Here is an 18,189-nt window from a genome sequence, read left to right on the forward strand (position 1 = left end):
GGGAAAGTCTCGATGACGCCGATGGCGGTCAGTAGCGGTAGGCGCCGATATTCATCGCGTGGCTGACGGCCGGTGCGTTCCCGTTGCCCTGGGTGGTCTTCACGTTGGTCACCTTGCCATGCTGGTTGACCTGAATGTCGACCTTTACGGGGACCTGCCCGCGCTCGCCGTAGTGACCATTCATGACTCGCTGCACATAACCGCGGGTTTCCGCGAACGGGATATTGGCCGCAAATTGCTGCTCGGAGATGTGGCCTTTGCGGGGATCGCCGATGCTCTTAAGCCATTGATCGACGCGCCCTTCGCCGGCATTGTACGCGGCGGACGCCAAGGTCTCGTTTCCGTCGTATCGCCTGAGCAGCCCGCCAAGGTGTTGCCGGCCGAGCATACGATTGTAGGATTCGTCCGTGCGGTAGCGGTGTTCGTCGAAGGGGATGCCCAGGCGGGCGGCCGTGGCGCGGGCTGTATCGGGCATCACCTGCATGACGCCGGCGGCGCCCTTGGGACTCACCTGATTCTGCCTGGATCGCTCTCCTAACTTCTCGATGCGGTCGGCAATCCCTCCAACCGTTGGTGAGCCGTTTCCACCGCCGAACATGTCGGCCGTGCCAGAGACCAAGTTGTCGACTGCACGGCCGAACTTGTCGACCGCCGGACTGAAATTGCCATGGATGGCCTCATCGAACGCTTGAGACGCATCGACTACCGCGTCCTCCGCCCGGCCGCTGAGTTGTTCGGCGGCCTTCCGCCCGGCATAATCGAGCACGCGATCCTTTGTCTGGCTGATCTGGACGCCTTTGCGGGCTGCCTTCTTGGCCATAGCGCCCACTGTGTCATCGATGACGACGGCCGTATTATCGGCATCCTTCATGTCGGCGCTCAGCGCCTTGCCGCCCTGGCTGAATGCAGGAAGGGCCGATTCAGGAATGCCCAGCAGACGCGCGACCGTGCGGCGCCCACTGGAGTTCTGTCGCTGAATAGCATTCGCGATCGTGGGCAGCATGGCTGCCGTGTCCACGGTACCATCCGAATTGAGCTTCATGCCGACGCCAAGGCGGCGGAGGACCTCCAGCGCCTGAGTATTGCGGCCGTATCGCGCATCGTTCAGCGTTTGGGACAGGCTTCCCATGGTGCCGACGGCCGCGCCCTTGTCGACGCCGGCACGCTCGGCCGCCGCCGAAAATTCAGTGAGGGCCTTGGTCGAGACGCCGATGGTTTCAGCCGTTCGTGCCAGTTGCGCCGCACCTTGTGCCCAGCTGTCGGTAAATTTGAACGCGGCATAGGCTGCGGCACCGAGCACGGCGATCGTAGCTCCAACCGCCAGTGTCACACCGCCGGCGGCCATTTCCAGGGCACCGCCGGCCAGCGAGGCGCCGCTAAGACCCTCACCCATTGCTGATGCCGCTTCGGATACCGCTCCGAAACGGCCCGCCAATCCCGATGTAAGGGAACGGCCGCCAAGCGCCCGGGCGGCCGCCTGTTCGATGCGACCAAGAGATCCGATGATCGACTTGGTGCTGCGGGCCGTTGCGCGATCGTTGTCGTTGAAGGCCCGGCGATTCAGATTGCCGACGCGCTTCTGCGACTGCGCGGCACGCTTTTCGACTGCCTTGAAGCCCGCCTCGGTGCGATCGTTCGCAACGATGCCGATGCCGACCTTCGCGACTTCGTCACTCATCAGCCCATTCCAGCCATGTGTTGAGCACGGACCAGGGCCGCGTTGCGACCTCGTCGGGGAGTTTCCCGAACAGGCGGCCGACGACGATCAGTCGCCGGCGCCAGTCCGGGGGCCTCAGTCCAAAAAACGGGCGATGTACCGCGATGCGGTGAGCAGATCCCGCGCCCCGAGCTTGGCAATTGCCTGCTGCGGGACACCGGCAACCACGGAGACGGCAATGATGTCGGCTTCAACGCCGCGCTTCCCGTCCCATTCGGTCCATTGCGCAGCAGTCGGTTCCTGCAGCGTGATCTCGTTGTAGGTCACCGAACCATGGACGAGCGGCTTGCGCAAGGCGACGACCAATTGGTCCGGGATTTCGCCATCCGCGGCGATCAGCTGCTCCGAGGTATCGGTGCCCGGGGTGGCTTCAGTGCTCATGTTACATGACCTCCTTCACGTCTCGGGATTCGAAGACGACGTTGAACGTGGCGTTCTCGCTGCTCACCTCGATGGGATCGCCCGAGCGCCAGGCGTTGCGGGCGATCACGTTCTTGCCGTTCGCGAGCTCGAGCTGGACGGTGACGTCCACCGCGTCGTTGAGGTCGGTGATGCTCAGGGCGCCGCTGTCGCGCCCCTGCCAGCTGATCATCCCGGCAGTTGGGGTTTCGGCGTAGCCATGCACGCCGTCCTGACCGACGAGGGTCTCGCGCTTGTTGGTGGAGACGCGGTAGTTACCTTCGCCAGCGATCGCGTACGACTTGCCGTCGATCGTGATGTAGGCGAAGCCGGCGATGAGGTTGTTATTGGCCATCGTGGGCTCCTCAGGTCAGGCGGAACTGAGCCAGCAACGCGAAGACGCGCAGCTGCTCGATCAGGGTGCCCGGCCAGAGCACGTTCACGCGGTTGGGGGTGTTGGCGTCCTTCTCGACGATCAGGTTCGCCGCGAATTCGTCGGATTTCTGGACGTAACCGCCTTCCTCCAATTCGCGGTAAGCCGCGATCTGGTCGGCGCGAATGGCGGCCGGTGTGACCACCTTACTACCGGCGACGACCCGCGTCCCGTCAGCGGCGAGCTTCATGCGACCAAACTTCGACTGAACCCGCGCTCGCATAAACCGCAGCACGTAAGCCAGCGTGAAGATCGTCTCGAGCTGGAGGTAGGAGTTGTCGCCGTTCCCCTGTGCGTTCGTCACGTAGGTGGTGATGATGTTCTCGATCACCACGTTGCCGGCGGCGTCGACATCCCAGGTCGAAATGCCACCGTAGAGCAGGGTGAAATTGCGGACAGTAAGCGGGAAGCGCGAAGCGATCGGCGGCGCGAGGATGCCGGCGACGGTGAGATATTGGAGGGGCAGCGCCGGATCGTCGCGCAGGCTGACTGCGGCCTGGCCGACTACGGCAGCGGCCCAGACCCAATACGGCGAGGGTGAATCGTTGAAGCCGATGACCGACAGGTGCTGGTCGTTCCGGCCGGTACCGAACGTCGCCAGGGTGCCCGCCGTCCCGCGCATTGCGGTGAACGCCGCGCCAAAGAGCTGCTGCATCGGCGACCAGCGACCGGTGCTGTCATTGAGCAGGCCCTTGATCGAATTGAGCGACGTTACGTCGTTCAGGCCCAAGACGATGAAATCGAAGGTCTTATCACCGAGCGCGGTCAGCGCGGAGGTGAGCGACGGGTTCGTTGCGCCGCCCGTCATCGCGGTGATCGCGACAGCAACGCCTGCAGGCAGCGTTTCGCCCCCGGCGCTGCCAAGGTAGGACAGCCTGACGTCGATCTCGTTGCCGACCAGACCCTTGTTGCGGGCGGTGAGGGTGACCACGCCGGCCGCCGATGTGGCAGTGACCGGCACGCCCGCCGCGTTGACGCTCGCAGCGATGTTCGCGGCGATCGCGGCAATGGTGTCGCCCACGCCAACGGTGACCGGGATCTTCGTGCCCGCAAGGTACAGCGGGATCGTTCCGCTGCCTGTCGCCGTGCCGGTGATCGTGAGCGTCCCGGTCGCGGCAGTGGCGGCCGCATCATCCGAGATCGGCAGGAGCCAGACCTCGCCGGACTTGTCGTTGTCGCGCCAGGCCTGGATCATTCCGGAGAGGACCGAGCCGGCACCGGCGCCGGCGATACCATCCGTCACCGAGCTCAGCTGGACCGGTACGCCGGGCGTGAAAGTGCCAGCGGTCGTCATCTGACCAATGAGCAGGGCACGCTCGGCGATCGGCGTCGTGTTCGCGAACCGGGGATCCAGCTCGGCGTAGAAGAGCGGAACGCGGAGGTTCGACGGGATGTTCGTGAAGTTGATGCTCATGGGGCTTACTCCTCCGCGCCCGTGCCGTCGTCGGCGCCAGCGACGACATCGGCGCCGATCGCGACGTCGCCGTCATCGATGAGGCGGGTCCAATGCGGATCGTGGGGGCTGACGACGATTCCTCGGTCATCGACGACGCGGTTGGTCACCGGGTCGACGATGCGTCGTCCCGGCACGCTGACTACGCGCATGGCGGTCTCCTGTTACTCGGTGAGCCCCGCGGTCAGGGTGACGGGCGGGTAGTTGGTGGCGGTGAGATCGATCTCGTCGAGATCGTCGGAAACGACGGGCGCGAAGTTGTCCGGCCCCTCGTAAAATTCGAGATCCAGATCCAGCATCACGGTGGCGACATGCACGGCGCCCTCGGAATTGAAGCCGAACTGGGCGCGGATGCTGGCGATCTGCTGGATCTGTTGGGTCAGCGGATAGGAATTGACCACGGCGACATCGACCTGCCGCTTCAGCGCCCAGGCGGCCGCCTCGGCAACGCTGGCGCCGGCGTCGTCCTCCGAAGCGGGTGCCTGGACTTCAAGGAACGAGCGGATCGTTGCGGTGGTGGTGAACTGTGGTGCCCCGCTCCGCGAAATTGATGCACGGTTCTCGCTGAGCAGCCGCATTTTGATCTGGGGGATCGTGGCCGGCTGAGATGGCCAGTCGCCCGGCCGGTAGACCCGATCCTCAGCATCGGTGCCCGCGGCGGCGACGGCGGCATAGACGAGATCGAGGAGGTCCAGCGAGGTCGTCATGCGGTCGCCATCAGCTTCAGGTGGATGTGGCCGTGACCGTCCGGGATCGGGTCGCGCACCACGTAGACCTTGCCGGTCTTCACGATCTGCACCCGGTCGCTCTGCTTGGGCTCGATGGGGAGGGCACTCGCGCGAATGCCAAGAACCGGACGGCGCTGAGTTGAAGTCTGGCCGTCTTGGTCCAGCTGAAGCTCGGTTGCTTCTTCGTCGAACACCGCATCGGGGATCGTCACAGGTTCGCCCCCGCGCGGTGTGTAGATGACCTCGTCCCCGAACAGGCCCATCGTCGGGCCCAGGACGAGATCATCCCAGTCGATCGACACGGATCAGACCTCGTCCTTGCGGACACCGTCTTCCTGATTCACGGCCGGACCCGAGGCCGAAACCGTAACGGTGCCGTCGTCCTCGGTGAAGAAGCCGCGGCTGCGGAGGTATTCGCCCTCCGTCGCATCGAGGGTGACGGTTTTGCCCGGGCCGAAATCAGTGCCATCGATATGGACGGTGCGGCGCGGCGCCACGGTGAACTCGGCCGTTTCGGCTCCGGTCTCGTCTTCCGAGTTCGCGGAAGTGCTCTTGGCGGTTGCCATGTACGTTTTCCTTCAGGTGAAAGGGAGGTTGCGGACCGCGCTCAGAGCACGGTTGCGCTGAGGCAGGCGTTGACGCGGCTCGGAACGACGATCGGTGCCGATTGCATCATGAGCATCTGCTGTGCCGGATCTTCCTGGATCCAGGTCTTCGGCGCGTAGGCCATGGCGCCATAGGCGAAGCGCGGATCGATGATCATGCCGAAGGCGCGGGTGCCCATGAGGGCCTCGCCGCCCGACATGATGACGGTGCCGTCGGCGAGCATGGGCTGCTCGACGCCGTTCGCGTCGATGTACCAGTCGTTGTAGACCCACAGGTCATACTGGCCCCACCGGCCCTTGTAGACCGCGCCTGCCTTGACCTGGGAGCCCGGGTTGATCTCGTTGCCCTGGCTTGCGAGCGCGGGATAGTAGATTGCGCCCTGCACACCTTCAGCCTGGAGGAACTTCGACCAGGGAGTGGTGGTGAAGACCAGGTCGGTGACGACAGCGCCCGATGACTTCAGAATTGCTGCTGCCCAGGCATCGATCTGGCCGACGATGTTCGTGTCGCGGCCAGCGGCGTTCAAGGTCTGGCCCCAGCGGGCGGCGCCGGTGAGGGCGACGGTCAGCGAGGCGGCCCGGCCGAAGTCGATGACCGTGGTAGGGAAGCCTTCGCCCGAGATAGTGATGGTGCCGCTGGTGAGCGCGCTCGCTGCCATCCATTCGAGGCGGCGATTCACCATATCGACCTGATCGCTCATCTCGAAATTGAGATTTGCCATCATGCGTTCTTCGCCGGTGAGTTCTCCGCCGATGCGCTCACCGATCTGGCGGCGGACAGGCTTGCGCAGATCCGGCGCGCGCTTGTCCTTGATGTAGGCGGGCTTGAACTTATTGGTCTGGTAGCGGCGCTGTTCGACCAGCTTGCCTTCGACAAGAGGCGAGCAGAACGGCGACATACGGCGCAGGCCGACATCGACGTCGATTGCGACTTCCTCCTGGTCGAATTCAACGAGATTCGGGAAGAAGCGGTCGAGCAGGAAGTTCTGCGCCACCTTGAGGTTGGGAACGACCTGGACGATTTCCGCGGTCGTGTACGAGAGAGAATCGGCCATTCGGCCCTCCTGGAAAAGAAAAGGGCGCCGGAGGGCGCCCTAGGATGTTGCTGGGATGAGGGACCCGATCAGGTCGGGTCGGCGGCCGAGACCGAGGTCTTCAGGTAGACGTTCTGCTTCTCCAGCGCGGCCGTCGCTGCGGCGAGCGTGATGCCCGCGCCGAGAGTGACCGCGTTGCCGTTGAACTCGCCCATCTGATAGATGCCGCCCAGAACGGCCGCACTGGTGGCGTCGACATCGTCGGCCAAGATCGTGACGGGCGTCTGCGAGCCATCGGCCGAGGCCGAGAGCGCCATTTTGTAGGTGCTGTCAGCCGTGATCTGGCCGAGGATGGTCCCGCGCTTCAGCACGCCGGCGCCCGCCGCGATCGTCACGGTCTTGGTGACGACCTTCAGGTCGCCGGCGATCAGCTGGTCGGGGACAAAGACGTCCTGCGACATGCCGGGCTGGAACGGGTTGTTCCCGTAGTTCGTGGGGGTGACCATGGTGTTTCTCCTGAGCGGTCAGCCTTAGCGGCCGGCCTTCTTCACGGCCGCGGCTACGCGCTCGCCGAAGTTGGACTTGGACGGCGACGAAGACGAGCCGTCGGCACCGGGGCGAGCTTCGCGCCGCGCGTTCATGCGCGAATCGAGACCGGAGCCGCGCTGCGCCTTGGCGGCACCGACCGTGCCGAGAATTCGGCCCGCTTCGGCGCTGCTGTTGCGGGTGCCGAAGGCGAGGGTGGCAGCCAGATCGGGACGCGGGCCGGCGCCCTGATGGCCGAAGATGCGGGCACAGCGTGCATTTTCGCGCACCCGGCCGAGAGCAATGCCCTGACGGAACGCCTTGCGCTCGCCCTCGTCCATGTCTTCCTCGGCGTCGGTATCATCGTCGTCGCCGTCGTCGGCCTCAGGATCCTGATCCTCGTCATCGTCTTCGGCCCGCTTGGCCTTGCGAGCTCGGCGGGCCTTCTTGGCCTCGTCTTCGGGCTGCTCGTCCTCTTCCGAGGCTTCGCGTTCCTCTTCGGGCTCTTCGCCCTCGGGCACTTCAGGTTCGTCATCCTCAGCGCGCTTGGCGCCGCGGAAGCCGGAAAGCAGGTGGGCGAACGGGGACGTTCCCGTCGCCAGGGTTTTCTTCGACATCGGGTGTCTCCGGTAAGTACTGGTGGTCAGGCGGCTTCGGCCAGCAGGGCCGCAAAGGCCTGCTCGGGCGCCATCACCGCATCGGCCAGGCCGTGGGTGACGCCGAGCGCGCCCATGAAAGTCCCGGCCTTCAGGGCCTTGACCTTATCCGTGGTGAGGTCGCGGGCACGCGCGACAGAATCGGCGAAGATCTCGCCCATGGCGGAGATCTCCGACTGGAAGCTGGCGAGGGCCTCGGCGCTGAGCGGGATCTCAGCATGGCCGTCGGCCTTTCGCTCGGCCCACTCCGGCGTGATGAAGGTAACCTTCAGGCCGGCCTTGGAAAGAGCCTCAGACCAGTCGACATGCATGCAGATAACGCCGATCGAGCCGGTGCCGCCGGTCCGCGGCACGATGACCTTGTCGCCGGTGGAGGCAAGCCAGTAGGCGGCCGAATAGGCGCTTTCCGACAGGATCGACCAGACAGGCTTGTTTCCGCGCATGTCGAGCATGGTTTCGAAGAGGTCTGCGCAGCCGGCAACTTCGCCGCCACCTGAATCGTAGACGCAGGCGATCGCGGAGACCTCGGGATCATCGTGTGCCGTGAGGTACGCCTGGCGGATACCGTCATACCCGGTCATGCCCGAATAGGGCCGAAGCGAGCCGAGCTTGTGGACGAGCGTGCCGGTGACCGGCAGGACCGCGACGCCGTTCAGGACATCATACCCCGGATCCGCGCGCGTCTCGCGGCGGCCGGTGAAGCAGTCGTCATCGTCGTCGAACCACGCCTGAGGTTGGACAGCGGCGCCGTCCAAGTGGGCCATGCTGGTGATGCCCAGGCGTTCGGCCAGACCGGCCATGACGACCTCCGCCTTGCGCGGGTGGATCGCAAGCGGCGTGTTGAAGAGCCGGGTGGCAAGATTTGCGAAGCGGGTCATTGCGGTGACGGATCCTCGATCGTCTTGTTGGCGGGGACCTCGTTGAGGCCCATGCCCGCCCAGCTGGGCGGCTCCAGCCCCGCCTCGCGGAACCGGCGGATGGTGTTCTTGCGCGCCATGATCATGTCATCGCCGTCGACGCCCTGTTCTGCACAGATCTCGTCGTAGTCCATGACCGCGGCATCCATCCCCAGGATCGCGCCCTTCACCTCGTTCACGGGATCGATCCAGCCTCGTCCGGGCCCGATCCACTTGGCGCGTGAATACGCTTCCGGATGCTCGAGGAATTCCGGCGCACCGGCGGGCAGGGGGAGATCGTCGATTTCGTGGGCTTCTTCGACGAAAGCGCCGTAGATGGGCTGGCAGAAACCGGAGGCGAAATCGTCGCGCCGGCGGGTCATGGTCTTCCAGAACTCCAGCATGGCGCCGCGCGCCGAACTGTAGTTCACGTCGCTCCAGTCGTTGCTCACTTGCTGGGCGGACATGCCGGCTGCCGAGGCGACATTACGGAGAACCGCCTTTTCGAAAGTGGCGAAGTTGGTGGAAGGTCGCTTGGCGTCGAGCGTCTTGATGCCCTCGCCCGGGAAGAGCTTGGGCAAGATTGATCCCGTTCCGGGAACGCGGATGTTCGCCTCTTGGTGGTAGTCGAGCCGAGCGTCCTGATAGGCACCCAGCTTTTCGCCGCCATCCAGGGCTTCCTGCGCGAACTCCTGATCGAAGGGGCTCTCGAGCCACGCGCCCAGGATCGCATTGAGGATCGCCGAATCCAGTTCGGCGATATCGTAGCGATAGAGCATCTTGAGCCGGGTCATGACGGGGCCGAGGATTCCCACGCCGCCGCGGTGCTGGTTCGACCGTTCGGTGTCGAAATCATGCACGATGACCGGGCGCCCCCAATCGGTCTCGCGCTCGATGCGATCCCAACGGAGGCTGTCGCCGGCCGAGAACCAATCGCCCTGATGTGCTCGTCGAATGTAGTAGGCGACGGTCACGCCGTCGTTGTCGACCTCGCAGCCACCTCGCATGATCTGGTCATCGAACTTGTAGTTCGGGTTGGACAGCCGATCGGGGTCGATCATCTGGACCGAGGTCGCGTACCGGGCCCGGCCGAGGCCGCAGCGCTCGGGACGCCACTGAAGCATGGACAGCGCATCGCCGTCGATCAGCTTGTGCCGAAAGCCAAGCCGGAAGAGCTGCGACGCTGACTGGCGGCGCTGGACGTCGCACCACCGGCCGCGGCTGTTGGACCAGGTGCGATAGCTGGCATCGAGCGCCTTCGAGTACTCGTAGGCCCACGTCTCATCGAAACCCTTGATCCCGGTCAGGATCGCGAGTGCACGGTAATCCGGCTTGGCGATCGGGCGGAAGTTTGCGCCGACAGCATTGTCCAGGATGCGGGTGACAGCGCCTGATGCCCATCCGTCGTTCCGCACGAGGTCGCGCATGCGCGCGACGATGGTGTCCCGCCACGGATTAAGCTCGCCATCAGGCGACCAAAGGTAGGGCTGCCATTCGCGCGTGTGCGAGCCAAGAAGATCGGCCGCGTCGTATGGTACATTGCGACCACCACCGGCGAGGCCCATGGCCGGTCGTCGGGCAGGGGACATGGGATTGCCCTGCGCGTCGAGGATCCTCACAGGAGTATCCATCAGTAGATGAACCTGAAGGCGCGACGGCGTTGGCGCATGCCGAGAGCCGATTGCAGCTGCGTGATAAGGGCCGTGCATTCGGCCACGGTGGTAACGCGCCGGGTCACAGCCTTGGCACCGTCGCCCTGCGAATAGGAGACGGACGCGAACGCCTTGCCGCTCTGAAGCTCGATCAGTGCCTGCTGGGCGGCAGTCAGAGCTGCTTGCAGCTGCTCGCGCGGCATGCCCGCAAATACGCTCATTCTATCCTCCTCGGGCAAGCATGGCGCCCAGTGTTCGCTTCTTCGGCCGCTCCGTGGGGGAGGCGGTTACGGTTGGGCCTGTGACTTCGGTGGTCGGCGTGACGGTCGGCGCATCTGGCGACGGCAGGATGGTCTGCCCTTCGACACGGGCGCCCACGCGCTCGGCCTCGCGGTTCAGCTTGAAATTACGGTGCATGAGGCCGTGCAGCGCGGCGTAGGCGTAGACACGGCAGTCGAGCGCTTCGTTGGCGCGGCCGCCCGGCAGTTCCCAAATCCGGAATTTCTGGCCGCCGACGACCTTGATGACGATCTGCTCAGCCGTCAGCTGCGCGAAGTAGATCGCGTCGCGATCGACGTTGAAGTGCATGTAGCCCGGGCCGGGTTGGTCCTTGCCGAGATAGTTGCGGATCGTGTCCTTCGCCGCGTTCACACCGACGATGATCGGCCGGTACGTTTTCTTGCTCCGGGACGATGGCCGTTTGGTTGGCCAGACCGGGTTGCGTTGTCCTGTGCGGGCGCTCTCGCCCTTTACGCCCCAGATGAAGCGGCCGAGGCGAGCCTTTGCGAATTCATAGACGGCATTGGTGTGGTGACCGCCGGTATCGATGCACGCTGCATGGATCGCGAACGGGCGCCCGTCGGCACGGTGGAACTTCTTCTGCAGGTACTCATCCAGGCGGGCCTGGAGACGTGGGTCATCGAACTCGCCGTCGAAGATCTCATAGTCGATCGACCAGCTTTCCTCGTCGCGACCCCATCCCACGACTTCGAGCTCGACGCGGTAGTCCTGGACGTCGATGCCGCAGGTGATAACGGCGACGCCATCAGGAACCTGCGCGGCCCAGATCTCGCGCCTTGCGGTGAGGGTATCCGGATTCATGGCCTTGCCGACGTTCTGCCGGTAGGTCCGCGCAAGCTGCGTGTTGTAGAAGGTCTGCTTTCCGTCCTCGTCGGTCGCCGCAAGCCACTTTGCGGCCTGGCGTGGCGGGGCATCGTTTGCCCAGGGGCTGAACAGCTTGCCCGCCTGAAAGCCGGCATGTTCGTTCGAAACTGCCCAGTCGCCGCATTCACGGCAACGGGCACGGTACACCGCGTGCCGTGGGCTTTCCCACCAATCCCAGACTAGGCCCAGTGGATCCGGATGCCCTTCGGCTACGGCGGCTGCATAGGCCTCTTGCGGAACCTGCCACTGGTCGCAGCACTGGAACGGCCGGGTCTGATGCCAGCGGATCGTCGTCAACGCGCGGAGGCGCTGCCCTTCGGTCCAGCCAACTCCGCACTTGTCACAGTAGACCCGTGCCGTCTCCGGCCGGTGTGTATTGTCGTCGGCGCCCTTATCCCAGTGGACGTGGGTGAAGAAGTCGGGAAACTGGCGGTGCCCGCATTCCGGGCATTCGACCGAGGCGCGGCGCTGATCCGATGCGAGGTAGCGAACCTCGATCTTGCTCTCACCGGTGACGGTTGGCGAGCAGACCGCGACGTTCAGCGAGTTTGAATCAAAGGTGGCCTGACGTTCCTCAACGATCGCGAGGGGATCGCCCTCCTTCAGCGGCAGATACTTATCGACCTCGTCGCAGAGCACGATGCGCACTGGTCGGCGGGCCAGATTGTCTGGACTGCCGGCGCCGACGATACCCAGGAAGCCGCCCGGAAATGCCTTGTAGTCGATGGTGTCGCCGGCATCGCGCGTCTTGGTTTGCCCGATCAGCCTTCGCAAGGCGGGCGTCGCCTTGATGAAGGGCGCCACGCGCTCCTTCGAAAATTGCTCGGCCGCAGCGTCCTTTGGCTGCACGATCAGCATCGGGCACGGATCGAGATGCGCATGGAAGCCGACGATGTTCTCGATCAGCGTCGTCTTGAGCAGCTGCGTGGCGACCATCGCCGAGATCTTGCGAACCCCGGGCTCGGTCGCCGCCAACATCGGGCCCCGTGCGATCTCCACGCGGCCGGTGCGATATTTGCCCGAAGTGCTGCCGGCCTCGCGGGCGAGAACGCGAAAGCGGTCGGCCCACTCCGGCAGACTTATTCGGGGCGGCGGCGTCCAACCGCGGCGCGCCGCCCGGCGAAGCCGTTCAGCCTTCTCCGTCTCCGGTGAAGTCGAGCAGCGGCTCGCCGAGCTCGTCGAGCTGCTGATGGACATACGGCTTCAGCGCTTCCGTGAGCTTGGCGCTATCGATGTCGAGATCCGCAGCCAGGAGCGGGGCGAAGCGGCCGGGCCATGCCATCCAGGCATCGCGCGCCGAGCGCCGGTCTTCGAAGATGACGGACTCTGCCACCTCGATCTCGATAAGCTTGCTGGCCTCCTTCTGGGCCACGAGTAGATGCTTCAGCGCGAGGGCGTTCTCCTTGATCGCGCTGGCCTGGACCTTGGTGCGGAACTGGCCGGCGAGCAGCTGCTCGATGAAGCCGCCGGCGATGTCCTCGTCGATCTCTCCGCCGTCCGCGGCCGCGCGCAGGTCGTCGACCACCGCGTCAACCGCAACCGCAACCTCGGACGCAACCGGTTTGCGGTTGCGGGGGGCGGTTGCGGGTGTCGGTTGCGCCGTCTGCGCCGCGTCCTTGAACCGGCCAAGCCCTGCCTTGCGCATCCACTCATCGGAGGCTGCAATGTCGATGCTGTCCCCGGAAAAGACCAGAACTCCGCGGGATTTCCACTTTGCCGCAGCTTGGCGGCTCGCGCCGTGCATGGCAGCGTAAGCGGTCAGCGATACCGTCGTCATCGTGCCTCGCGGGGATCAGGTTGCCCCCGCAACCAACTTTTTGCACCCGCAGCTGGGCACACAACACGCTCGCGCAATACCCACGTTGCTGGAGCCCCGGGAGGGACCCAAATCGCATTGGGACGGGCCCGATGGGCTGCGGCGGCCGGGCGTCAGCTGGCGAACTTCAGGGCCCAGGCCAATGCGAGGAGATCGAGGACGTCGATCAGCCACGTGGGGATGCGATGGGTCAAGTCGGTATCCTTCATCACCCGCGGCCCCGGGAGGTTGCCAGGGCCTGTCGTAGAGCATCTCGGAATTCGTCCCGAGCGTTCCGCGCAATGTATGCACGTGCGCGCTCGAAGAAGGGGAGGTGCTTCGGCGCCGCGGTGGTAGCGGTGAAGCGTATGAGCAGCTGCAGCCCAGACTGGGCAGGCCGGCTGCCGTTCCGTTTCCCCCGGCCGGCGCTGGCGCTTGGTCGTTGCCACACGCCAGCGATCTTCTGCCCGCCCTTGGTCGTCACGGTGCCGACGAAGACGTTCGGCTTTCCCTTCAGGGTCTTGAGCTTGTTGCGCGGCAGGTTGCCGTATTGGTTTGTGCCAGAGGCCTTGGGAACCAGCATAGAGCGCTTCGTTCCAAGGGAGCGTTCCCCCCCGAAGACATACGGAGCGAGGTACTGGGCTGCGATCTGCTTGGCGCTGACGTAGGCGATCGGCACCGCCTTGGTCGCCGGCCGGACCGCGAAGGCCTTCTGGGTGAAGGGCGTCGGGTTGTCGAACGTGTCAATGACGGCACGAGTCTCTTCGGCCGCCACACCTTTGGCCAGGCGTGTCAGCGCGAGGGCTTCGGCGAAGGGCATCTGTTGGGCGCCGAACGCGCGCGCGGCGCGCTGAAGTGCCGACAGCTCGAAATCAGCCCGTACGACGACCATTGGGCCGGACTTAGCCGGCTGCCACGTCGATCGCGATTGCGGCCCACGCCGCCTTCGGATTGGGACGCCGATACATGCGCACGTAGCGCTTGGACCCTACTACGCGAATGCTGTCCCGGATCGCGCGCATAGCCTCTTGCCAGCGGGCATCTTCGATTTCGAGACGCAGTAGGCCGAAGAGGTCATTGCGGTTGATCCGGCCGTGGTTGTCGACGTCGAAGGCACGGTTGATGATCGCCCGGATCTCATCGCAGCTTCCCGCGGACCATTCGCGCAGGCATTCATCGACCAATCCCTTGGCGACCTGCAGCTCCGGTCCGAACACGACGTTCTCGCTCACCTGCACGCAGATTTTCAGAAGACCGTCGAAGCTGGTGAGGGTGAGGTTGCCTTTCGATCCCCCCCGACGCGAGCTGTATTCCTGCTCGAGCAGGAGAACGAATTCATCGACCTCATCAAAGGTCTTCTGCCGGAAGTCAGATACCAAGGCGGAGAGCGGCAGCGCGCCGCCGATGATCCGACGGACAATCTCGTCCTGCAGTTTGTCCGTGGCCTTGACGGCGCCTTCCGGGATCAGAGATCCATCGCCTGTGACAAAGTAGATATGGCCGTCGATTGATCGGCGGCCGTCGGAAAGCTGGCCCTGGTCGCTCACTTGCTGTCACCTTGAGAGTTTCGAACTGCGGGCATCAGGAATTCTCCAGCGTAAGGAGGCAGACCGTCACAAGCGTGTGCGGCGCCGGCGCCAGGTGGCGATCAACGTGGACGATGCCGGCCTCGGCAACGATTATTTCGGCAACGTCGAACTCGTGGTCTGGGAATGCCGCGATGAAGGTCTCAGCGGCAGCCATGTTGGAACCGCCGGAAAACTGGAAGGAAATCGTGTGCCGATGCCCTTTGAAGCTGCCGCAACCCCATGCTCGTTCGCAGTGGAATGTGACTTGTCCCGCCGGACCAGCGAGATCGGCGACGTGGGTCAGAAGCGAAGACAAGATTACCGAACGGCTTGCTGCTCGTCAGGGACGACATCGAGGTGAGGGACGAGCGGTTGCCGGCGCGCGCACTCGGCGCGCGCTGCGGTCAGTTCTGCGACCACTTCCCGCAGCCATGAGCGCGAAATGGTGACCGCGTAACGATCATCGCCTTTGGAGAGCAGCGCTGCCCGTTGAAGGTCGATCATGCTGGCGAATCTCGGTTGCTACGAAACGCGGCAGTGATGCCGCGCGCCACAGTGGCGCCGCGCTCTTCAAGCGCGTCATAATGGGCGGCGCTGCGCACGCCCAGCTGGACCTCTGCGAGGATCTCGTCGAGCTCGCTGCGTTGTTCATCAAGCCGAGCTGCGAGGCTCGGCCGAGCGGTCACACGCCGACGCATGACCGAAGTCGCTTCACGCGGATCGGCTTGCGATAAGCCGGATCATCGCTGCGGGAGGGTTTGGGAAGGCGATAACTGCGGCGGACGAACGGCAACGGCGGCAGCTGGCGCGCGACGGCGCGCTCCGCCTCTTCCATTGCCTGCGTAGGCGTCAGACCCAACCGCAACTGCGCCAGATAGGCGGCCTGCAGTGCCTGCGCGACGCGTAGGTTCGGCACCGGCATGAAGCCGACGTCGGCGCGCTGCCTCGCACGCTTGTCGAGGATATGGCCCTTTTTCGTCATGGTGCTTCCCTGTCGACGCAAAAAGCCCGCCGACCGGGTGGGGTCGACGGGCTTTCTTGGGTTCAGACTGCCGCCCATCGAGGATGGACGCAGCTATCGCGGGGTCGGATTTGCCGCTTAACGTGACGAAACGGGAGGGTCTATTTTGCGCAGGGGGTCAGAAAATGCCGGCCTGAGCCGCCGCGAGCGTCGCCGCGTCGACGGTCTTGCAGGCGTCGATCGAGAATTTCTCCCAAAGGTCGAGCGCCTCGATCAAGATTTTTTTGGCGCGAGAGTTGCGCATGCTGAATCGCTTCGCAGCTACCGAGATTCCGACATCGTCGATTACGATCGCGAACACCAACGCCTGATGTTCTATGCTGCGTCGCCAGTTTGAATAGGCGACTTCAGCCCTCACGCTCCCAAGCTTTTCGAAGAACGATGCATCAGCTCGCCCGCTCTGATCGACACGAGTTTCGAAGCTGACAGTGCTGACGGTTACATCGCCAGTGATCCGTGCATGTGTCGCGGCGATCGACACTGCAGCCGAAAGCTGAAACGCATCGATATCGCCAGTGTCAAACAGGCGCGCTACTGCTCCTTGCCGCGTCGCCGCCGCTTTCGCATGAGTTTCCGGCGTACCGTTGGCTTTGTGGCCCCAGTCCTTTTGCGCTCGGGCATTGAAGCGCTGAAGCAAGTCTTCATCGCGCGCTAGGCGTGGATGCCGCTCGGCCCAACGGCGATAGGCAGGAGTTTGCGGGACCTTCGGTTCTTTGGCCCGCTCCCGTATGCGCCGCGTCGTTGCTTTTCCCATCGCCCCTGAATCTCCACCTAAGGATCGGGGTGGTAATCCAGCATGGGAGGCGCGAGCAGAGATGAATGCGCGCAGGGGGGCAGGGCGAGACCAAGAGTCTCCTCGATCTGCCATCCGAGCTCGCGCAACTGGCGGATCGCGTCCTCGACCTGCGTGGGTAGAGAAAGGCCGCGCGGGCCAGGCTTGCGAAGGATCTGGCCCGATTTGACCAGGGCCTTCACCAGTTGCCGCGCTCGCGTGGCGCTAATGTCGAGACCGTTCGCGATCTCGCCGTAAGAAGGGCTTTCACCCCACTGATCGATGTAGTTTCGAACGAAAGCCAGCACCAGCAGGCGCCGGCTCGTCATTTCAGGCCTCAGCCGAAGCGAGGCATCAGTCGCCACCTCGCGCATCGGCGTCGTGATTCCCTATGTTGCCCATGATCTGCCCCAACCCCGCAGGGCAGAACATAGCAAGAATTCAGCGAATTTACAGGGGCTACTGGCGTGCCAACTCAGCGTCAGCAATGGCGGCGCGAACGAGCTGCGCAGCTTCAGCCAGTTCGCCATCGATGTTGACGTCGGTTCTGGCGTGGGACGTGCCGATCTCGGCGATCGGTGCCAGCGCGTAAATTGCGCCATGCAAGAGTCGATGAAGGCTGTCCGACGCGGCTAACTCTTCAAGCGGTATGATCAGAGCGCGGCGCGTCGTTTGCGCCAAGTAGCGACTGTCCCATGCACTGTGTTCCCGGCGCGCGTGTTCGATCCGGCGAAGGATCAAGCGCAGGTCGACGATCATCGAGACGGTTGATGCCGGAGCGGGCGCAACGGGACCAGGGATGAACGGCGCTACAAAGCGGTGCAGCCACGATTGGGCATTGGCGGAAACGGCGTGAATGGTAGAGGCAGCGATAGCCATGCTCGATCTCCTATCGATCGGTTGTGGTTAGGGCGGCGGAGAGGTGCAAACTCTCTTGCCGCCCGAACTTTATGCGCGCATAAAGTGGAGATGGCAACAGTTAATACGCGTAAAAAGTCCACCATGGGTCGACCGAGGGTCGATAGCGAAGAGGTGAGCGTGCGAATTAAGCGCGAACAGCTCGAAGCCCTCGATGCTTGGCGCGCGGAACAAGATGAAATACTTGGCCGACCGGAGGCAATCCGCCGGCTGATCGAGCGTAGCCTAAAATTAGACGGAACGTAGTGCGATGAGATCACCCGACGTAGCTAGTCAAGCTAGTGATCAGCTTCAGTCGGATGGTCCCCAGGGATTGGCGGAAATCTTCGTCCTCAAGTATGTATCGGTGGGACTCATCCATTGCGCTTATAGCACTAGTCGTCCCAATGTTGGTGGAAGGTTCCACCGGCGTTGAACCGCCAATTCGAAAAGCGCAGCACTTCCCAGCCTATGATCATCTCAAAGCCGGTCAGTTCCTGAGACAAGACCAGTACAGAGGTGACTTCTTTGAGTGGCTCATCGCTGAAAACTACATGGGCGCTGTACGTCGGGACGTTGTGAACTGTGCCCCCCACCACGGTGTTCTCGATGTCTTCGGCGCGGCGCACCAGGCCCAACTCGCTAACAATATCGGGCCGTAACACTACGTGCGATGCACCCGTGTCGATCAACGCTTTCACGGTCTTTTGAGGAACGGTTCCGGAAGGATGATGGATACCGTTTAGCGCAAAATAGCGAACGGTCACGTCAATGATCGGGAGGCCTTCCCCCCGACTATAATCTAGAGTCGGCATAGTCCGCCTTGTGGAATTGTTGCAGCTAGGCGGCTAGCAAATGAACGAGATCAGCGCTA

Annotated in this window: 26 protein-coding genes; all 26 read right to left on the minus strand. The window is 63.8% G+C overall.

Going from position 1 to position 18,189, the window contains the following annotated elements:
• Positions 1-28: 28 nt before the first annotated feature.
• The 26 genes from AC1VVK_RS12165 to AC1VVK_RS12290 all read right to left on the minus strand — a co-directional run bounded on the left by AC1VVK_RS12165 (position 29) and on the right by AC1VVK_RS12290 (position 18,082).
• On the minus strand, positions 29-1,678 hold the full coding sequence (locus AC1VVK_RS12165; protein ID WP_482903183.1) for a lytic transglycosylase domain-containing protein: 1,650 nt from the start codon (positions 1,676-1,678) through the stop codon (positions 29-31).
• 114 nt (positions 1,679-1,792) lie between these two features.
• Positions 1,793-2,098, minus strand: coding sequence for a phage tail assembly protein (locus AC1VVK_RS12170; protein ID WP_482903184.1), 306 nt, complete (start codon positions 2,096-2,098; stop codon positions 1,793-1,795).
• Position 2,099: 1 nt separating this feature from the next.
• Positions 2,100-2,471, minus strand: coding sequence for a phage tail tube protein (locus tag AC1VVK_RS12175; protein ID WP_482903185.1), 372 nt, complete (start codon positions 2,469-2,471; stop codon positions 2,100-2,102).
• Between the two features lie 10 nt (positions 2,472-2,481).
• The gene (locus AC1VVK_RS12180) at positions 2,482-3,963 is read right to left on the minus strand and encodes a phage tail sheath subtilisin-like domain-containing protein (protein WP_482903186.1); all 1,482 of its coding nucleotides are present in this window, start codon (positions 3,961-3,963) and stop codon (positions 2,482-2,484) included.
• A 5-nt stretch (positions 3,964-3,968) separates the two neighbouring features.
• Entirely contained in the window at positions 3,969-4,154 is a 186-nt protein-coding gene (locus tag AC1VVK_RS12185; protein WP_482903187.1) for a hypothetical protein, read from the minus strand.
• A 12-nt stretch (positions 4,155-4,166) separates the two neighbouring features.
• Complete coding sequence (locus AC1VVK_RS12190) at positions 4,167-4,709, minus strand: hypothetical protein (RefSeq protein WP_482903188.1); 543 nt, start codon at positions 4,707-4,709, stop codon at positions 4,167-4,169.
• Positions 4,706-5,032: a head-tail joining protein gene (locus AC1VVK_RS12195; protein WP_482903189.1), complete on the minus strand. Its 327-nt coding sequence runs from the start codon at positions 5,030-5,032 to the stop codon at positions 4,706-4,708. The genes AC1VVK_RS12190 and AC1VVK_RS12195 overlap by 4 nt, the downstream gene beginning before the upstream one ends.
• Positions 5,033-5,035: 3 nt before the next feature.
• The gene (locus tag AC1VVK_RS12200) at positions 5,036-5,296 is read right to left on the minus strand and encodes a hypothetical protein (RefSeq protein WP_482903190.1); all 261 of its coding nucleotides are present in this window, start codon (positions 5,294-5,296) and stop codon (positions 5,036-5,038) included.
• Between the two features lie 41 nt (positions 5,297-5,337).
• Positions 5,338-6,390: a major capsid protein gene (locus AC1VVK_RS12205; protein WP_482903191.1), complete on the minus strand. Its 1,053-nt coding sequence runs from the start codon at positions 6,388-6,390 to the stop codon at positions 5,338-5,340.
• Positions 6,391-6,458: 68 nt separating this feature from the next.
• Positions 6,459-6,875, minus strand: coding sequence for a head decoration protein (locus AC1VVK_RS12210; protein ID WP_482903192.1), 417 nt, complete (start codon positions 6,873-6,875; stop codon positions 6,459-6,461).
• A gap of 24 nt (positions 6,876-6,899) precedes the next feature.
• A complete protein-coding gene (locus AC1VVK_RS12215) occupies positions 6,900-7,511 on the minus strand; it encodes a hypothetical protein (RefSeq protein ID WP_482903193.1) in 612 nt (203 codons plus the stop codon).
• A gap of 26 nt (positions 7,512-7,537) precedes the next feature.
• Positions 7,538-8,428, minus strand: a complete 891-nt coding sequence (locus tag AC1VVK_RS12220; RefSeq protein ID WP_482903194.1) for a S49 family peptidase — start codon at positions 8,426-8,428, stop codon at positions 7,538-7,540.
• Entirely contained in the window at positions 8,425-10,065 is a 1,641-nt protein-coding gene (locus AC1VVK_RS12225) for a phage portal protein (RefSeq protein ID WP_482903195.1), read from the minus strand. Before AC1VVK_RS12225 ends, AC1VVK_RS12220 begins: the two co-directional genes overlap by 4 nt.
• Before the next feature lie 11 nt (positions 10,066-10,076).
• Complete coding sequence (gene gpW / locus AC1VVK_RS12230; RefSeq protein ID WP_482903196.1) at positions 10,077-10,319, minus strand: gpW family head-tail joining protein; 243 nt, start codon at positions 10,317-10,319, stop codon at positions 10,077-10,079.
• 1 nt (position 10,320) lies between these two features.
• Complete coding sequence (locus AC1VVK_RS12235) at positions 10,321-12,459, minus strand: phage terminase large subunit family protein (RefSeq protein WP_482903197.1); 2,139 nt, start codon at positions 12,457-12,459, stop codon at positions 10,321-10,323.
• Positions 12,392-13,039 carry a hypothetical protein gene (locus AC1VVK_RS12240; RefSeq protein ID WP_482903198.1) on the minus strand — a complete coding sequence of 216 codons (648 nt, stop codon included), beginning with the start codon at positions 13,037-13,039 and terminating at the stop codon, positions 12,392-12,394. Before AC1VVK_RS12240 ends, AC1VVK_RS12235 begins: the two co-directional genes overlap by 68 nt.
• Before the next feature lie 247 nt (positions 13,040-13,286).
• Positions 13,287-13,949: a hypothetical protein gene (locus AC1VVK_RS12245; RefSeq protein WP_482903199.1), complete on the minus strand. Its 663-nt coding sequence runs from the start codon at positions 13,947-13,949 to the stop codon at positions 13,287-13,289.
• Between the two features lie 10 nt (positions 13,950-13,959).
• On the minus strand, positions 13,960-14,604 hold the full coding sequence (locus AC1VVK_RS12250; protein ID WP_482903200.1) for a DUF3164 family protein: 645 nt from the start codon (positions 14,602-14,604) through the stop codon (positions 13,960-13,962).
• 34 nt (positions 14,605-14,638) lie between these two features.
• Positions 14,639-14,941: a hypothetical protein gene (locus AC1VVK_RS12255; protein WP_482903201.1), complete on the minus strand. Its 303-nt coding sequence runs from the start codon at positions 14,939-14,941 to the stop codon at positions 14,639-14,641.
• A 2-nt stretch (positions 14,942-14,943) separates the two neighbouring features.
• On the minus strand, positions 14,944-15,129 hold the full coding sequence (locus AC1VVK_RS12260) for a hypothetical protein (protein WP_482903202.1): 186 nt from the start codon (positions 15,127-15,129) through the stop codon (positions 14,944-14,946).
• A complete protein-coding gene (locus tag AC1VVK_RS12265; protein ID WP_482903203.1) occupies positions 15,126-15,323 on the minus strand; it encodes a hypothetical protein in 198 nt (65 codons plus the stop codon). The genes AC1VVK_RS12260 and AC1VVK_RS12265 overlap by 4 nt, the downstream gene beginning before the upstream one ends.
• On the minus strand, positions 15,308-15,607 hold the full coding sequence (locus AC1VVK_RS12270; RefSeq protein WP_482903204.1) for a hypothetical protein: 300 nt from the start codon (positions 15,605-15,607) through the stop codon (positions 15,308-15,310). Before AC1VVK_RS12270 ends, AC1VVK_RS12265 begins: the two co-directional genes overlap by 16 nt.
• A 157-nt stretch (positions 15,608-15,764) precedes the next feature.
• The gene (locus AC1VVK_RS12275) at positions 15,765-16,400 is read right to left on the minus strand and encodes a hypothetical protein (protein WP_482903205.1); all 636 of its coding nucleotides are present in this window, start codon (positions 16,398-16,400) and stop codon (positions 15,765-15,767) included.
• A gap of 17 nt (positions 16,401-16,417) precedes the next feature.
• Entirely contained in the window at positions 16,418-16,792 is a 375-nt protein-coding gene (locus AC1VVK_RS12280; RefSeq protein ID WP_482903206.1) for a LexA family protein, read from the minus strand.
• Between the two features lie 85 nt (positions 16,793-16,877).
• Positions 16,878-17,297 (minus strand): hypothetical protein, encoded by a 420-nt coding sequence (locus AC1VVK_RS12285; RefSeq protein WP_482903207.1) that lies wholly within the window; start codon positions 17,295-17,297, stop codon positions 16,878-16,880.
• A gap of 413 nt (positions 17,298-17,710) precedes the next feature.
• Complete coding sequence (locus tag AC1VVK_RS12290) at positions 17,711-18,082, minus strand: aspartyl protease family protein (RefSeq protein WP_482903208.1); 372 nt, start codon at positions 18,080-18,082, stop codon at positions 17,711-17,713.
• Positions 18,083-18,189: the final 107 nt, after the last annotated feature.

The organism is Novosphingobium sp. BL-S-32 (assembly GCF_056857055.1).

Bases quoted from the DNA above. Each gene is read 5' to 3' on its own strand.
- AC1VVK_RS12165 (WP_482903183.1), bottom strand. From the start codon at position 1,678: ATGAGTGACGAAGTCGCGAAGGTCGGCATCGGCATCGTTGCGAACGAT.
- AC1VVK_RS12170 (WP_482903184.1), bottom strand. From the start codon at position 2,098: ATGAGCACTGAAGCCACCCCGGGCACCGATACCTCGGAGCAGCTGATC.
- AC1VVK_RS12175 (WP_482903185.1), bottom strand. From the start codon at position 2,471: ATGGCCAATAACAACCTCATCGCCGGCTTCGCCTACATCACGATCGAC.
- AC1VVK_RS12180 (WP_482903186.1), bottom strand. From the start codon at position 3,963: ATGAGCATCAACTTCACGAACATCCCGTCGAACCTCCGCGTTCCGCTC.
- AC1VVK_RS12185 (WP_482903187.1), bottom strand. From the start codon at position 4,154: ATGCGCGTAGTCAGCGTGCCGGGACGACGCATCGTCGACCCGGTGACC.
- AC1VVK_RS12190 (WP_482903188.1), bottom strand. From the start codon at position 4,709: ATGACGACCTCGCTGGACCTCCTCGATCTCGTCTATGCCGCCGTCGCC.
- AC1VVK_RS12200 (WP_482903190.1), bottom strand. From the start codon at position 5,296: ATGGCAACCGCCAAGAGCACTTCCGCGAACTCGGAAGACGAGACCGGA.
- AC1VVK_RS12205 (WP_482903191.1), bottom strand. From the start codon at position 6,390: ATGGCCGATTCTCTCTCGTACACGACCGCGGAAATCGTCCAGGTCGTT.
- AC1VVK_RS12210 (WP_482903192.1), bottom strand. From the start codon at position 6,875: ATGGTCACCCCCACGAACTACGGGAACAACCCGTTCCAGCCCGGCATG.
- AC1VVK_RS12215 (WP_482903193.1), bottom strand. From the start codon at position 7,511: ATGTCGAAGAAAACCCTGGCGACGGGAACGTCCCCGTTCGCCCACCTG.
- AC1VVK_RS12220 (WP_482903194.1), bottom strand. From the start codon at position 8,428: ATGACCCGCTTCGCAAATCTTGCCACCCGGCTCTTCAACACGCCGCTT.
- gpW (WP_482903196.1), bottom strand. From the start codon at position 10,319: ATGAGCGTATTTGCGGGCATGCCGCGCGAGCAGCTGCAAGCAGCTCTG.
- AC1VVK_RS12235 (WP_482903197.1), bottom strand. From the start codon at position 12,459: ATGTCCATCAGCAGCTCGACGAGCTCGGCGAGCCGCTGCTCGACTTCA.
- AC1VVK_RS12240 (WP_482903198.1), bottom strand. From the start codon at position 13,039: ATGACGACGGTATCGCTGACCGCTTACGCTGCCATGCACGGCGCGAGC.
- AC1VVK_RS12245 (WP_482903199.1), bottom strand. From the start codon at position 13,949: ATGGTCGTCGTACGGGCTGATTTCGAGCTGTCGGCACTTCAGCGCGCC.
- AC1VVK_RS12260 (WP_482903202.1), bottom strand. From the start codon at position 15,129: ATGATCGACCTTCAACGGGCAGCGCTGCTCTCCAAAGGCGATGATCGT.
- AC1VVK_RS12265 (WP_482903203.1), bottom strand. From the start codon at position 15,323: ATGCGTCGGCGTGTGACCGCTCGGCCGAGCCTCGCAGCTCGGCTTGAT.
- AC1VVK_RS12270 (WP_482903204.1), bottom strand. From the start codon at position 15,607: ATGACGAAAAAGGGCCATATCCTCGACAAGCGTGCGAGGCAGCGCGCC.
- AC1VVK_RS12275 (WP_482903205.1), bottom strand. From the start codon at position 16,400: ATGGGAAAAGCAACGACGCGGCGCATACGGGAGCGGGCCAAAGAACCG.
- AC1VVK_RS12280 (WP_482903206.1), bottom strand. From the start codon at position 16,792: ATGCGCGAGGTGGCGACTGATGCCTCGCTTCGGCTGAGGCCTGAAATG.
- AC1VVK_RS12285 (WP_482903207.1), bottom strand. From the start codon at position 17,297: ATGGCTATCGCTGCCTCTACCATTCACGCCGTTTCCGCCAATGCCCAA.